This window comes from Pseudoalteromonas luteoviolacea CPMOR-1 (assembly GCF_001625685.1).
GTDB lineage: Bacteria > Pseudomonadota > Gammaproteobacteria > Enterobacterales > Alteromonadaceae > Pseudoalteromonas > Pseudoalteromonas luteoviolacea_K.
On record NZ_AUYC01000031.1, the window covers coordinates 50799 to 65395 of the forward strand.

Sequence of the window (14597 nt, forward strand, 5' to 3'; positions counted from 1 at the left end):
CTACCTTGGTTGAAAAAGTTCTCTGCTTTTAAGTGGTTTACTACCTAGCAAAGGTTTTAATAAATAACGGCTTAATGCTTTAGCTTGCCTTCTAGAGAGGAGCGAGCTGTACTCTCCATATGCGATAGCAAGCAGGGTTTCACCTGAAAAACTACGCTGGATATCGTCACTGGGACAAAATCCCACCTCTCTGACAAACTGATAATAATTCGCTGCCTCAATAGGGGCACCAAACGCATCGTAATCAAATTCGATGCCGACCCCAAGCTCATATAAAAGCTTAAACTCATAGTTACGCAATATGGTCTCAATGTGTTCACTATTCGCAGGACTTTTTGACGGTTGTCCATGCGCGACTATTGCCATATTGTGGGCGTTACTATAGAGCTGTCTGAGGTGCTCCTGATACAAGCAAAATACATGATCGAGCGGCTCATTAACAGGGATAATACGATGGGATAGTTCATTAAGATAAAAAGCACAATACAAATCTGTGCCTTTAAACATCAGGGGTGGAGATTGGATTTCAAAGTCATTTAAAAACTTCAGATCATACTTGCCCGCGTATCGGATCAGCAAGCAAGTAAAAGGCTGTAAAGACGCATTTTGACGCAATGCGCGTTTGCCTTTAATCCTGGCCAACATAGAAAGCTGACCAATGCCTTCAACGAGCATATTTAACATCACTTGCGAATCTCTATACGGTCGCCGGTGGAGCAAATATGCTTGTCGAAAGTCACTATCCAATCAGTCTTCTCCGTAGCCTAGGCTTCGTAGCGCACGCTCATCATCAGCCCAGCCAGATTTCACTTTAACCCACAATTCTAAGAACACCTTATTATCTAACATGTCCTCAAGGTCACGACGTGCTTCTCGGCCGATCACTTTAAGCTTTTCGCCTTTGTTACCGATCACCATGCGTTTTTGTGATTCACGTTCAACTAAAATCAACGCATTAATTTGCCAAACACCATTGTCTTGCCACTTAAACTGTTCAATTTCAACCGTGACAGAATAAGGTAGCTCATCACCCATAAAGCGCATTAGCTTTTCACGGACAATTTCCGCCGCAAGAAAACGCATGGAGCGATCTGTGACATAATCTTCTGGAAAATAAAACTCGCATTCTGGAAGTCGGCTTTTAACCTCTTCTTTTACCATGTCGATGTTTTTACCGATTTTCGCAGAGACTGGCACAATACCAACAAAGTCATGCTGCTCGCTGAGCCATTGCATATGATGCAAAATCTCTTCTTTTTCTTTAACTTGATCGCTTTTATTCATCACGACCAAAACAGGGCGACCACTGTCTTTTACCTTGTTTAGAACCATTTCATCATCTTGGTTCCAAAGCGTCCCCTCAACGACAAAAATAATGAGTTCAACATCACCAATTGAACTGCTTGCAGCACGGTTCATTAAACGGTTAATGGCACGCTTTTCTTCAATATGAAGGCCTGGTGTATCCACGTAGACAGCTTGATAGTTATCTTCGGTGTGGATCCCCATAATTCTATGACGCGTGGTCTGTGGTTTGCGAGATGTGATACTGACCTTTTGCTCAACAATTTTGTTGAGCAAAGTGGATTTACCTACATTTGGGCGGCCAACAATCGCAATCATGCCGCAATGGGTGTTAGGATTCATCTTTTAAAATCTTCAATGCTTGCTCTGCGGCCTTTTGTTCTGCTTTACGACGCGAACTGCCCACAGAAATAATACTATCCATACCCTTTACAGTACACTCAACCGTGAATGTCTGATTGTGTGCTTGCCCTTTAGTATCAATTACCTGATACGCAGGTAATGGTAGCTTTCTGGCTTGCAAATACTCTTGCAGTAGCGTTTTCGGGTCTTTCTGGTTATGTCCTGGAGAGATAGCTTCTAAGCGGCTCTTATACCACTTAAGTACAAGCGTCTTACAGGTCTCGATGTCTGAATCTAAAAACACCGCGCCAATAATCGCTTCTACCGCATCAGCCAAAGTTGACTCCCTGCGATAGCCACCGCTTTTGAGCTCACCTGGACCAAGCCTTAGGTAATCCCCTAAGCCAAACTCAACACCAAACTCTGCAAGTGTCTGTCCACGTACCAAAGTTGACCGCATACGGCTCAAATCGCCTTCACGCGCTTTTGGAAATTTGTGATACAAAGCATCTGCAATAACAAAGCTTAAAATAGAATCGCCTAGAAATTCTAGGCGTTCATTATGTTGACCTTTATGGCTACGATGTGTCATTGCCTGTTCAAGCAATGCTTGCTCTGCAAAATCGTAGCCTATCTTTTTATATAATTCTGTGACGTTCTTTTTCATTGTTACTGAATATTACCTAGGCGTTCAAAACGAACACCTGTTGGAACCCAGCCTGGCAATAAGCTATCTGGACCGTTATCAAAATCAAAACTCATCCAGATGAATACAGCTTTTCCAACTAAGTTTTCTTTAGGAACAAAGCCCCATACGCGGCTGTCCTGACTATTGTTACGGTTATCGCCGACAGCAAAATAGCTGTCTTCTGGAACGACCCACTCATCTCGGCGAGTACCAGGTTGCTGGTAATAACGCTCTGACAGTTCCAGTGCTTTCGGGTTAATTAAAATATCATGTTCAACATTAGGTAGAGATTCTGTCAAACGTACTAGTGGCATAGAGCCTTGCTTAAATTCATCACGATTAACAATCTCAACGTCAATCTTGTTGAACTCTCCACACGCTAGTCCATTTCGGCTTTGCTCGCCCTCTTCACATTTTGGATGAATGAAAAGCTGACGATTACGATAAACAATTCGATCGCCAGGCAAACCGACAATACGCTTGATAAAGTCAATACGCTCGTCCAACGGGAATTTGAATACAGCAATATCACCACGCTCTGGCTCACCAACATCAACTAGCTGAGAACGCCAAACCGGGTCTTTAATGCCGTACGCATATTTTTGCACCAAAATAAAGTCTCCATCCAACAACGTTGGCATCATTGAACCTGACGGAATTTGAAAGGGTTCAAAGATAAATGAGCGAAACACTGTGATCGCCGCAATCATTGGAAAGATAGACTTTGCACTATCAGTTATGGCAGGCACAGGTGCAATCTGGTCAATAACTTCTTGATCCAAAGGCTGTTCTGAAGCGCCTTGGGCAAGGGCAATACGTTCCTTACGTTTTGGTGCATACACTAAGTGATCTATCAACCAGATCAGGCCCGATCCCAAAGTCAACAGCACGAGAAAGACCGAAAAATAACCTGCCATAAATAATAATTCCTGTTACTTACCTACTTTTAATATTGCAAGGAACGCATCTTGCGGCACTTCAACGTTACCTAATTGCTTCATGCGTTTCTTACCTTCTTTTTGCTTTTGTAATAGCTTCTTCTTACGACTCACGTCACCACCATAACATTTCGCAATTACGTTTTTACGTAACTGTTTTACCGTTGTACGGGCAATTACGTGGTTGCCAATCGCAGCCTGAATCGCAATATCAAACATCTGCCTTGGAATTAACTCTCTCAAAGCATCAGCCAACTGACGGCCACGGCTCTGTGCATTATCACGGTGAACAATGATCGCAAGTGCGTCCACTCTATCACCATTAATGAGAATATCACAGCGAACCATGTCAGATACCTGGAAACGTTTGAAGTTATAGTCAAGCGATGCGAAGCCGCGGCTCGTCGATTTCAATTTATCGAAGAAGTCCATAACCACTTCAGCCATCGGCAATTCATATGTTACTGCAACCTGATTACCGTGATAGCTCATCTTAGTTTGTACACCACGCTTCTCGATACATAACGTAATCACATTACCTAAATACTCTTGTGGTACCAAGATGTTGGCTTCTACAATCGGCTCTCTGATTTCTAAGATGTCATTAACCGGTGGTAAATCAGACGGGTTATCGATTTGAATAACACCATCTTTGGTTTCAACTTCATAGACCACTGTAGGCGCAGTGGTGATAAGATCCATGTCATATTCACGCTCTAGACGCTCTTGGATGATTTCCATGTGTAGCATACCTAAGAAGCCACAGCGGAAACCAAAACCAAGTGCCGTAGAGTTTTCAGGCTCGAAGAACAAAGATGCGTCATTCAAGCTCAATTTATTCAGTGCATCACGGAAGTTTTCGTAATCATCTGAAGAGATTGGGAACATACCCGCATAAACTTGCGGCTTCACTTTCTGGAAGCCCGGCAGTGTTTCTTCTGCTGGCGCTTTTGCAAGGGTTATCGTATCACCAACTGGTGCACCATGAATGTCTTTAATACCTGCGATGATAAAGCCCACTTCACCACTCGTTAGCGCACCTGTCTCGGTTTGCTTTGGCGTGAAAATACCAATTTTATCTACGATATGAACTTGATCCGTAGACATAATTTTGATTTTTTCACCCTTACGTAGTTGGCCATGCTTAATACGTACAAGTGATACAACACCTTGGTAAGGGTCAAACCATGAGTCGATGATCAACGCTTGTAATGGCTTATTCACATCACCCTCAGGTGGTGGAATTTCCTTTACAATCTCTTCTAGAACGGCATCAATACCAATACCGGTCTTCGCACTACATTGCACAGCTTCTAGCGCATCAATACCTACGATCTCTTCGATTTCTTCTGCAACGCGCAGAGGATCGGCCTGAGGTAAATCAATTTTATTCAGAATTGGAACGACTTCTAAGTCCATTTCAATTGCTGTGTAACAGTTGGCAAGCGTCTGTGCCTCTACACCTTGACCTGCATCGACAACTAATAATGCACCTTCACAGGCAGCCAATGAACGTGATACTTCATAAGTGAAGTCAACGTGTCCTGGTGTATCGATAAAGTTTAACTGATAGGTTTCGCCATCTTGTGCTGTATAGTTCAAGGTAACACTTTGCGCTTTAATCGTAATACCGCGCTCACGCTCGAGTTCCATTGAATCCAGTACTTGCTGCTGCATTTCGCGGTCTGACAAGCCACCGCATACCTGGATTAAGCGGTCCGAAAGTGTCGATTTTCCATGATCTATATGGGCTATAATTGAAAAGTTACGGATATGCTTCATATACTGGATTCTAAACTTCTGTTATTCACAAATAGAGATTAAACGACGATTTTACAATTTATTTGACTTAATCACCATCTATTTGCGTGACTGGAAGGCTAATTGGATAAATTTTTATCACTTTCACCTCATGTTTTAGGCTTTGCCCCTTCTTTTTCGCCATCAAAAAGCCTAAAAACGCAAAAAAGGCTGCAAAGCCAATTTGCCCGGGTTCTGATAATGAAAAAAGAAGTAAGGCACCGAACATACCAATAAATGCCATGATCAAAGGTAAGAGGTAAACCCAAAGCGCGTGCTGTACAACCTTGCTGTCATCGAGCGCCAATTTTACCTTTTGACCAACACTCAATTTTTGGGGGATAGAGAGTGGGAATGCTTTTTTATGAGTACCAAAAAGCTTGCTAAAAACTTGAGAGCCGCATTTACCATTGCAGCCCTCACAGGCAGGTTTTTGCTCTGAGATCAGCCAAGCAGTGTTTCCTTTTAGCTCAGACACTGTGAGTGTTTGTTCAATCATAAGGAGCGCTTAACTGATTCTGCGATAGATTTTGCAGTTTCAACGGGGACTTTTCCTACTACGGATACATCAAACGCGCCTGCATTATGCACGTACACAGTCGTCGCGCCAGACGTCAGTGCCCCACTAGCTCGTTGCCCAGTAAGCGGACGCTGCACAAAGACAGAGACCTCGACTAGTCCGTCAGAATATAAAAAGTAATCTGCCAATTCATTATTTAAATCAAGCTTATGCCTGTCAGACTTTAACAGTTTAAAACCCTTTGGCAACCAACCTATTTGCCAATTATTTTGCTGTTTTACATGGGGTTCATCAACAATTTCAGACACCGGTTTTGGTAATGCTTTCTCTTTGAGATCTAACAATTGACTCGCCGGTTTTTCAGTGACCGAAATATGAGTTAACTGCAACTGCTCAAGTACTTCAGCGCGCTGATTTACGTAAGCGGCTTTTAACAGCAGCGCTGATTGTAAATCAACCCAAAGCCAGTAATTGTATTTCGTCTCATCTTTTGCCACCAGCCTAACAAGCTGGGCAGGTCTACCTGCAATGCGCTCTTTGCCACCAAGAACAAAATCATAACTCTGATCAAGCGCACCAATATCACGAAGTAAAACCTCAGGGATGGGGCCGTCAATCACATCAGTGCTAAGCGAATATGGTTCAGTTTGAGGTTCAAAATACGTAACCACATCATCAATCCGTACCACCTCAAGGCCGGCACCATTTAGTAAGGTTAAAATTTCTAAATCTGTCTGCTCAACCTGGCCATGTAACCATCGATATGGTTCCATGCCTTTGCCTTTCACCACAACAAAGGAGGCGTCAAAGTTACGCTCTTGCACGGCCATCGACATATCTTTGAGAAGCTGCCGTGCATTTATATTTTCATTGGCGTACATCTGGGCGCTATATAATATCCCCAGTAAAACCGCGAGCCATTTAATCAAGATTTATTGTTCCTCTTGGTTGCCCTTCTCTGCCTGCTTAGTGTTCTGGGACAAAGCATGGGCCATTCTAGATTGACGTTGGTGCTCCAATACCAAAGCACCTATGCGCTGTTTTTGTAGTTCTCTCACACCACGCTCAGCAGACTGCATCGCTGGCTCAGATGATAGACTCACAGGTGAAACAGAACCTGTTAAAGGCATAGATTGTAACACAGGTGCCTGTGTATCAATGCTATTTTGGGGCATAAAGTTATTCACCCCAACCACTGTACACAATGCAACACTGGCCGCAATGGCAACTTGTGATAGCGGTTTACGCCAAAATGACATTTGTACCACATTATTTTCTTTTACTTGTTGCGTCTGCGGAGCAACATCATCAGTCATATTGTAAACAGGTTCTTCTGCAATGGCCGCCGCCACACTCGCTGTGATATCGATACAAGGCGTCGCCTGATCTTTTTGTCTCATTACATCACCTATCAGCGAGTAACGAGCAAATTTATCTGCATTTAAGTGAGCTTGACTTTCTGAATTTAGTTCACGCTCTGCATCCAATATCTCAGACGTCATTTGCTCATTATTTACATCAAACTTTGACTGCGTCATTTAATCTTTACCTATGAGTGGGTTAATATTTTTATCTATGGCTTCACGTGCCCTAAAAATCCGTGACCTGACTGTACCAACAGGACACTCCATTACCACAGCGATTTCTTCATAGCTCATTCCTTCGATCTCTCTTAAAGTTATCGCCGTTTTCAAATCATCGGGCAGCTCTTCTATTGTCTTAAAGATAACTGCTTTAATTTCATCAGTGAGAAGTAGGCTTTCTGGCGACGCGTTAGACCTTAACTGGTCTGCACCGTCATACACTTCAGCCTCTTCAGCGTCTATATCACTGGCTGGCGCTTTACGCCCCTGTGACACTAAATAATTTTTAGAACAGTTCACCGCAATTCGATACAACCAAGTATAGAAAGCACTGTCACCGCGAAAATTCGGTAACGCTCTATACGCTTTAATAAAAGCCTCTTGAGCCACATCGGCTACATCGCCAGAGTTAGATACGTATCGAGATATTAACGCCGCCACCTTATTTTGATATTTGGCAACCAGAAGGTTAAAAGCGTTTTTGTCTCCTTGCTGAACTTTTCTAACTAATTCTAAATCCAAATCCTGCTCGTTCATTCGAGCCGGTACTCCTCTTGTTATTACTTATATTCGCGCAGTGTTGCCATCATTTTACAGCTAGTCTGACTCTACCATGAATAAAAAGTTCTGTTTTTTTAATATTTTTTTTAAAATACTCCGTATTACTTCGTCGTAGACGATACACAACTACGCTTTTTATTTCGTAAGCATGCGTGTTATTGATATATGATAGACGCTATCTTTGTAGTTGTAATAAAACTTTAAAAGCTAAGAACCACTAACATGAAGAAAAAAATGCAGCATCAGACAGATGTTATTATTGTCGGTAGCGGCGCAGCCGGACTCAGCCTCGCCCTTTCTTTGGCAAATCATTGCCAAGTTACTGTTATCAGCAAAGGGGCTTTAAAAGAAGGTTCAACACTTTATGCGCAAGGTGGTATCGCCGCTGTATTTGATAAAAAAAATGACAGCATAGAGTCTCATGTTGAAGATACTTTAAAAGCAGGTGGGGGTTTGTGTGATAGAGAGGCTGTCCACTATACAGCTTCTAATGCCAAAAAGTGCTTAAAATGGCTGATTGAGCAAGGTGTGCCATTTGACATGGAGTTTGATAGTAAAGGCAAAGAGCGCTATCACCTAACACGAGAAGGCGGACATAGTCATAGACGCATATTGCATGCCGCTGATGCGACAGGAAAAGCCGTCCAAACCACCTTGGTTGAGCGCGTACTTGAGCACCATAATATTCAGGTGTTAGAGCAGTACAATGCCATCGACCTGATCACAAATAAGGCATCGACAGACAAACGGGTTAATGGTCTTTATGTATATAATCGCAAACATAACTGCGTAGAATCCATTGCTGCAAAGTATGTTGCTTTAGCAACGGGTGGTGCCAGCAAAGTGTATTTATACACCTCCAACCCGGACGTTTCGAGTGGTGATGGCATTGCAATGGCGTGGCGTGCAGGGTGTAAAGTGGCCAATATGGAGTTTAATCAGTTCCATCCGACGAGTTTATATCACCCTGAGTTACAAAACTTCCTGATCACAGAAGCCATGCGTGGTGAAGGAGCCCACTTAAAGCGACCCGATGGTACACGCTTTATGCCTGATTTTGATGAACGAGAAGAGCTGGCACCCAGAGATGTCGTCGCTCGCGCGATTGATTACGAAATGAAACGATTGGGCGCAAACTGTGTCTATTTAGATATATCCCATAAAAATAAAGATTTTATTATCGAGCACTTTCCTACCATATATGCAAAGTGCTTGAGTGTCGGATTAGATATCACTAAAGAGCCTATTCCCGTCGTTCCTGCCGCACATTATACATGTGGCGGTGTCATGACTGATTTTAACGGAAAAACGGATATCGCTAATTTGTATGCCATTGGTGAAGTCGCCTATACAGGGCTGCATGGAGCCAATCGTATGGCAAGCAACTCGCTACTTGAGTGTATTGTTTTTGCGCATGCTGCTGCACAAGACATACTGTCAAACATTGATACACAGCCAGAGGCAAGCGCATTGTCTCCTTGGGATGAGAGCCAAGTGAGCGACTCTGATGAAGAAGTGGTGATCACCCATAATTGGCACGAGTTAAGGTTATTTATGTGGGACTATGTCGGCATCGTTCGCTCAACCAAACGTCTAGAGCGTGCATTAAGACGTGTAGAACTACTGCAGCAAGAAATTCATGAATACTATGCCAATTTCAGGGTTAGTAACAACTTATTAGAACTGCGTAACCTTGTTCAGGTGGCCGAGCTCATTATTCGCAGTGCACTCGCGAGAACGGAAAGCCGAGGACTTCACTATACGTTAGATTACCCAGAGCAACACGATCATCCAGAGCCAACAATACTAACACCGTAATTTAATTCGCCTGTAATGCAATGCGACTCAGATGGCGCCAACTGGCTGAGTCCATTGCATTGGCAACAAATGCCAACCTATGCTTTTTGCCGCCATTGGTGTGTATCTCAAAGGTCAACAGCGCAGCATGTAATTGCGCATGTTTTATCACGCCTTCCAAGACCGTACCCTGTTGTGATATCTGCAGCCAAGCGTCTTGCTCAATCAACACTAAGTTGCCTGATACTGGCATGATTTTAGACGCGTGCTTAAGTGCATAGAGATAACCTAAATAACTTAGTATCACCCCAAGCCACCACAATGATGGTACGATTAAGCACAGAGAAAACCCCAGAAAAGTAAAAAAGACCACACATAGTTTGTGGTCTAATCGGTTGTTTTGAAAAGAGATACTATACGCGGACTCTATCAAGAATGAATTGCACCATTTTATTTAAATCTGGGTGTGGGCACTTTTCATGACCCATAAACCATGCAAACAAGTCAGGGTCTTCGACTTCTAATAAACGTTGAAAAACCAGCTTATCCGCATCACTTAATTGGTCATAAGCCTCATCAACAAATGGCTCAAGCAATACATCTAACTCTAACATGCCACGGCGACAGGCCCACTTAATGCGGGGCTTTGGATACAATTGTTCCATATTGCTCAAATACCTCTTATTTAACACATATAAATCACGCTTGGCAGTATAACCGATAGTCATCAATCAGGAAAATATGTTCGTATTTCTATTGTGCTAGCGCAAAACTAAACAGACTGTTCAGCGGATAGTCATTATTAAGAATTATTGTCATTTGATCTTGGTTTTGCCTATCTCAGCACCCATTTATCAGGTAACATTATCTAAACTATTTACTCAGGATCAGCTTGATGGCCACTGTATACCAACTCCCTCTTCGCTTACTCTCAGTATCCGGACAAGAAAAACTCAGCTACCTTCATGGACAGGTAACTCAAGATATTAACCTAGTCCAAGACAATAATTTCTTATGGACGGGCCACTGTAGTCCAAAAGGTAAGCTATGGGCTGCACTGCGCATTTTTCGTCTTAATGAGGCATATTATTTACTTGGCTCAGAACCTGAAGTAGAAGTGGCATGTCGTGAATTAAGTAAATATGGCGTATTTGCACAAGTAGACATAAACATTACCGAGCATAAATGCTTTGGTGTACTGAATGACGCTGCTAACGACATCTGCGAGACTCTTGAACTGGTATTTGATGCTGACAGTAACGCCTGTCAGTTTGCAGCAGGTAAAGCACTAAAATTGGATGATGGTAGCCTCATCTTAATATTCGAGCACGCCGAATCTATTCCTGACGCATTCACTGTTGAACGCGATCCGAGCGCTTTCCAGATCCGCGATATTCTTGCTGGAGAACCGCAATTAGGTGAACATGGTATTGATGAGTTCGTACCACAAATGGTCAACTTACAAGCCTTGAATGGCATTAGCTTCAAAAAGGGCTGCTATACTGGTCAAGAAACGGTCGCTCGAATGCGATATTTGGGTAAGAATAAGCGTGCCATGTTTATTGTATATGGCCAATCAGAAAACCCATTGGATGTTAAAGACCTTGAAATGCAACTTGAGGAAGACAATTGGCGCAGAGCTGGTAAGGTTATTCATCAAGCCTACGATCTAACGACAAAAACCTACTATGCGTTGGCAGTCTTACCAAATGACTTAGAAGATTCAGCGATATTGAGGCCAAAAGACAACGGTTCAGTATCGCTAGCCCTTAAGGCACTGCCTTACTCTATAGAAGATAATTAACGGAAACACTATGAAAATTGCTCAAAATGCAGTGGTAAAAATGCATTATGCTGTTTTGGATGACAATGAAAATACCATTGACAACACGTTTGATGAAGAGCCACTCGAATTTATTATTGGCACCGGTTTTTTAATTGAAGGCTTAGAAAATGCGCTGATTGACAAGCAAGCTGGCGACAAAGTCAGTGTCACAGTGAAACCTGAAGAAGGTTATGGCGAACGCAATGATAACTTAACGCAAGCTGTTCCAAAAAGCATGTTTGAAGGTATCGACGTCGAAGTGGGCATGCAGTTTCGCGCAACCACAGATGAAGGTGAGCAAGCGGTTATCGTGATCGGTGTAGAAGGTGATGAAGTCATCGTCGATGGTAACCATCCCCTGTCAGGGCTTACTCTGCACTTTGACGTTGAAATACTGGAAGTACGTGAAGCCACCGCAGATGAACTGGCTCATGGCCATGTTCATAGCCCCGGCGGCTGCGGGCACGACCACTAAAAAAGGCGCCTATTCGGCGCCTTTTTCTTGTTCTTCTTGCTTTACTTTGGCTTTCATCGCCTCAAGCAGCCCTGCTTGATCTGATGTACCTAAGCGGTACTTTGTGCCATCGGACATACTGACTTCTACCGCTTTGAAGCCTGATGCGCTATATACCCAACCATCATGAGAAATACGAATGCCAATACCATGTCGAAACGAGTTCGTCACAGCACGTACTTCATCAATATCATCAAAATGAATTGTTTTCTTGGCTATTTTTGGTCCAAACCACCAGCTCAACTGCTGTTGCTGTGTATCAACCTTAATTGTTAATCCATAAAATGCCACAGCCACTAGTAACAAGATTGCACCAAATGCAATCACACCAACATTTGCGCCAAGTAAAACCAGCCCTATTACGACAAAAGTACTTAGCCACGCTAAAATACCCCAAATTGCCCATGCAAGTTGCGTCTTCTGATACATATTGCCTCAATCAAAACTATATACAAACGTTACACCGAGTTCGGTATCAACTTTGCGTTTATTTTCTTCTGGTGCAGAATTATACCTGTATGTGTAAGAAACTTTAAGCGATAAGCCTTCGATTACTTGACTGATCAACGCGGTTTCAGAAAAGCCTCGAGAACCCAGAGATGATAAGGATTCTTCGTAGCTAAAGTCTTGATTAAACCGAGTTCGCTTTGAAATATTTCGCGCCCACTGCAATGAAGCGCGCAATAGATGCCCTCGTTCAACTCTTTCCTCGTCGGGGAGGAGCTCAGTCTCATCATCAACACGATAAACAGCTACCCCTGGCCCTACATGAAAGTCGACCGTATTCTTGCGCCCTTCAAACAACCTATTACCATATCCAACAACAAATGTTGCGGTATATTCTCTACCATTAAACTTATCGGCTTCATAATCACCGTAAACAAAAAACGATTCGTTATCTACGCCAAATTTATAACTTGTTTTAGCAGATAAAAAATACCGTGACGCGGTTTCGTCATCAATGCCAGTTTCCGTATCGGTTTCATCTGCGTAGTGCCCATCGACTTTAAACTGGTTGCGCCAATGTTTAAAATCTTGATAAACATTACCTTTTATTTTAAATGATGAGTTTTTTGTATTACCACTGCTCGCAATAAACCCGAATTCCATATCTCCATACAAAAACTCACCTTCGTGCAGTTCATGGATTTCTTCTTCAGACAGCTCGCCATACTTATGAAAATCTTCAAACGGATCAACTGCAAATGCCTGCAAACTGCAAAAAGCAGACATCAATAGAAGTAACTTCATTTTTTTCACTAAACAACGAACTCTTTATGATTGCTTCCAGACAACATGGCAAAATGGCGCATCTAAATCTCTGCTTATTAATACTTTAGCAAATACTTCATCACCGTCTTCAAATTCTATTCCAATCGTGACTTGAACAAAATGCGCTTTTTCCGCCTCCTGTTCAAAGGCAACAACGGCTTGCCAACTATCGTCAACATCAGCCTCTTCGATAAAACCAAACTCTTCTCTATGCTCATTAAACAGATCAATGTCTTCTTGAGATAAATTATCTGGCGCCAACTCTAGAAAAATATCGTATGCCTGATGTGTTACTTCTTCAATACTGCTTAGTCTTGCACTCATGTCCTCACCCCTAACTAAATAAGCCAGTTAATAATACCAAAATCATCAATTTTTTTTCTACTCGGATAGGGTGTATTAAATAAATTTAACGCCAAATAACAGTTACAAATGCAGCAAAGTCGACTTAAATTAGCTTTAAATTGTGGCTATCTGCGTGTTTGTACCCATTAAAATACAAACTAGCTAAATTAGAATTTTTACTCTAGACTTTACTGAAGAATAAAAATAATAAAAACGGAGCGACTATGGTGCAATTGGATATTATCGACGATGTTGCGTGGATCACACTAAAACGCGCAGAAAAGCAAAATGCTCTTTCGTTTGAGATGTTCAAACAGCTGGACCAAATCATTCACCAGATCCGTGTTAATCACCAAGTAAGGGCCGTGATTATTCAGAGTGAAGGCGAACACTTTTGCTCGGGACTCGATGTACAAAGTGTTACCAAACGTCCAAGTCATATAATCAAGCTGTTGTTCAAATTGCTCCCAGGTAACCAAAACTTAGTACAGCGTGTCGTTTTAGGTTGGCGTACTTTACCTGTCCCTGTTTATGCCATTTTACAAGGTAATTGCTTGGGTGGCGGGCTGCATATTGCGCTGGGTGCTGACTTTCGCATCGCCAAACCTAACGCGCAGGTGGCTATCATGGAGTCTAGATGGGGACTGTGTCCAGATATGGGCACTAGCATCATCTTACCATCCTATATTAATCAGGATAACGCCCTACTCTTAGCAATGAGTGCTGAACGTATAGACGCACATCAAGCTAAAGAGTTCGGCCTTATTACAGCGGTTCATGACAATCCAGTAGGCTACATTGAACAACAGATTAATGCTCTTCGTCATCATTCCCCCGACGCCTTAGCCGCCATCAAACAGCTTTATAACCGTGCATATCTTCCCCCATCGAGAAGATTGTTATGGCTTGAAACCTGGTATCAGATTAAACTGCTGTGCACAAAAAACACTCGTATCGCTATGAAAAATGGTGTAAAAGGAAGTAATAATAAACCTTATTTTAAACGTGCAAAGTGGAAATAAATCTCCTATTGCCAATAACAAGTTAATGAAACGCCAGTGCAAATATTTCACTACCTATTCGGCATGTTCTGCATTGTAATATGCC

General features: G+C 42.5%; 18 protein-coding genes. 4 read left to right on the forward strand and 14 right to left on the reverse strand.

What is annotated here, in order from left to right; translation table 11 throughout:
• The 9 genes from recO to rpoE all read right to left on the reverse strand — a co-directional run bounded on the left by recO (position 1) and on the right by rpoE (position 7713).
• On the reverse strand, positions 1-747 hold the full coding sequence (gene recO, locus N473_RS13290) for a DNA repair protein RecO (protein ID WP_063368340.1): 747 nt from the start codon (positions 745-747) through the stop codon (positions 1-3).
• Positions 748-1647 (reverse strand): GTPase Era, encoded by a 900-nt coding sequence (gene era / locus N473_RS13295; protein ID WP_039608715.1) that lies wholly within the window; start codon positions 1645-1647, stop codon positions 748-750. It lies immediately after the preceding gene.
• Positions 1637-2314 carry a ribonuclease III gene (gene rnc, locus N473_RS13300; protein ID WP_063368341.1) on the reverse strand — a complete coding sequence of 226 codons (678 nt, stop codon included), beginning with the start codon at positions 2312-2314 and terminating at the stop codon, positions 1637-1639. Before rnc ends, era begins: the two co-directional genes overlap by 11 nt.
• A gap of 2 nt (positions 2315-2316) precedes the next feature.
• On the reverse strand, positions 2317-3252 hold the full coding sequence (gene lepB / locus N473_RS13305) for a signal peptidase I (RefSeq protein WP_039608713.1): 936 nt from the start codon (positions 3250-3252) through the stop codon (positions 2317-2319).
• Between the two features lie 15 nt (positions 3253-3267).
• Positions 3268-5055 (reverse strand): translation elongation factor 4, encoded by a 1788-nt coding sequence (lepA, locus tag N473_RS13310; protein WP_063368342.1) that lies wholly within the window; start codon positions 5053-5055, stop codon positions 3268-3270.
• A gap of 67 nt (positions 5056-5122) precedes the next feature.
• Positions 5123-5572, reverse strand: a complete 450-nt coding sequence (locus N473_RS13315) for a SoxR reducing system RseC family protein (RefSeq protein WP_063368343.1) — start codon at positions 5570-5572, stop codon at positions 5123-5125.
• Positions 5569-6474: a MucB/RseB C-terminal domain-containing protein gene (locus N473_RS13320; protein WP_419555153.1), complete on the reverse strand. Its 906-nt coding sequence runs from the start codon at positions 6472-6474 to the stop codon at positions 5569-5571. Before N473_RS13320 ends, N473_RS13315 begins: the two co-directional genes overlap by 4 nt.
• A gap of 51 nt (positions 6475-6525) precedes the next feature.
• The gene (locus N473_RS13325; protein WP_063368344.1) at positions 6526-7131 is read right to left on the reverse strand and encodes a sigma-E factor negative regulatory protein; all 606 of its coding nucleotides are present in this window, start codon (positions 7129-7131) and stop codon (positions 6526-6528) included.
• Entirely contained in the window at positions 7132-7713 is a 582-nt protein-coding gene (gene rpoE, locus N473_RS13330) for an RNA polymerase sigma factor RpoE (protein ID WP_039608709.1), read from the reverse strand.
• Positions 7714-7959: 246 nt separating this feature from the next.
• Here rpoE and nadB point away from each other — a divergent pair, with 246 nt between their 5' ends.
• Positions 7960-9555: an L-aspartate oxidase gene (nadB, locus tag N473_RS13335; RefSeq protein WP_063368345.1), complete on the forward strand. Its 1596-nt coding sequence runs from the start codon at positions 7960-7962 to the stop codon at positions 9553-9555.
• A 1-nt stretch (position 9556) separates the two neighbouring features.
• On the opposite strand, the gene N473_RS13340 is transcribed toward nadB, so the two are convergent.
• Complete coding sequence (locus N473_RS13340; RefSeq protein ID WP_331248465.1) at positions 9557-9907, reverse strand: protein YgfX; 351 nt, start codon at positions 9905-9907, stop codon at positions 9557-9559.
• A 40-nt stretch (positions 9908-9947) separates the two neighbouring features.
• Positions 9948-10199, reverse strand: a complete 252-nt coding sequence (locus N473_RS13345; RefSeq protein WP_063368400.1) for a succinate dehydrogenase assembly factor 2 — start codon at positions 10197-10199, stop codon at positions 9948-9950.
• 230 nt (positions 10200-10429) lie between these two features.
• On the opposite strand from N473_RS13345, the gene N473_RS13350 reads away from it, so the two are divergent.
• Together N473_RS13350 and N473_RS13355 are read left to right on the forward strand one after the other, a co-directional pair.
• Complete coding sequence (locus tag N473_RS13350) at positions 10430-11338, forward strand: YgfZ/GcvT domain-containing protein (protein ID WP_063368347.1); 909 nt, start codon at positions 10430-10432, stop codon at positions 11336-11338.
• Positions 11339-11348: 10 nt separating this feature from the next.
• Entirely contained in the window at positions 11349-11834 is a 486-nt protein-coding gene (locus tag N473_RS13355; protein ID WP_039608704.1) for an FKBP-type peptidyl-prolyl cis-trans isomerase, read from the forward strand.
• Positions 11835-11843: 9 nt separating this feature from the next.
• Here the strand turns inward: N473_RS13355 and N473_RS13360 are convergent, their stop codons facing one another.
• The 3 genes from N473_RS13360 to N473_RS13370 are packed head-to-tail and all read right to left on the reverse strand — an operon-like array spanning position 11844 to position 13469.
• Positions 11844-12302, reverse strand: coding sequence for a hypothetical protein (locus tag N473_RS13360; RefSeq protein ID WP_063368348.1), 459 nt, complete (start codon positions 12300-12302; stop codon positions 11844-11846).
• 6 nt (positions 12303-12308) lie between these two features.
• Positions 12309-13124 carry a DUF481 domain-containing protein gene (locus N473_RS13365; RefSeq protein WP_081221167.1) on the reverse strand — a complete coding sequence of 272 codons (816 nt, stop codon included), beginning with the start codon at positions 13122-13124 and terminating at the stop codon, positions 12309-12311.
• Between the two features lie 24 nt (positions 13125-13148).
• A complete protein-coding gene (locus tag N473_RS13370) occupies positions 13149-13469 on the reverse strand; it encodes a DUF440 family protein (RefSeq protein WP_063368350.1) in 321 nt (106 codons plus the stop codon).
• A gap of 245 nt (positions 13470-13714) precedes the next feature.
• On the opposite strand from N473_RS13370, the gene N473_RS13375 reads away from it, so the two are divergent.
• On the forward strand, positions 13715-14512 hold the full coding sequence (locus N473_RS13375) for a crotonase/enoyl-CoA hydratase family protein (protein ID WP_063368351.1): 798 nt from the start codon (positions 13715-13717) through the stop codon (positions 14510-14512).
• The last annotated feature ends 85 nt before the right edge of the window (positions 14513-14597 follow it).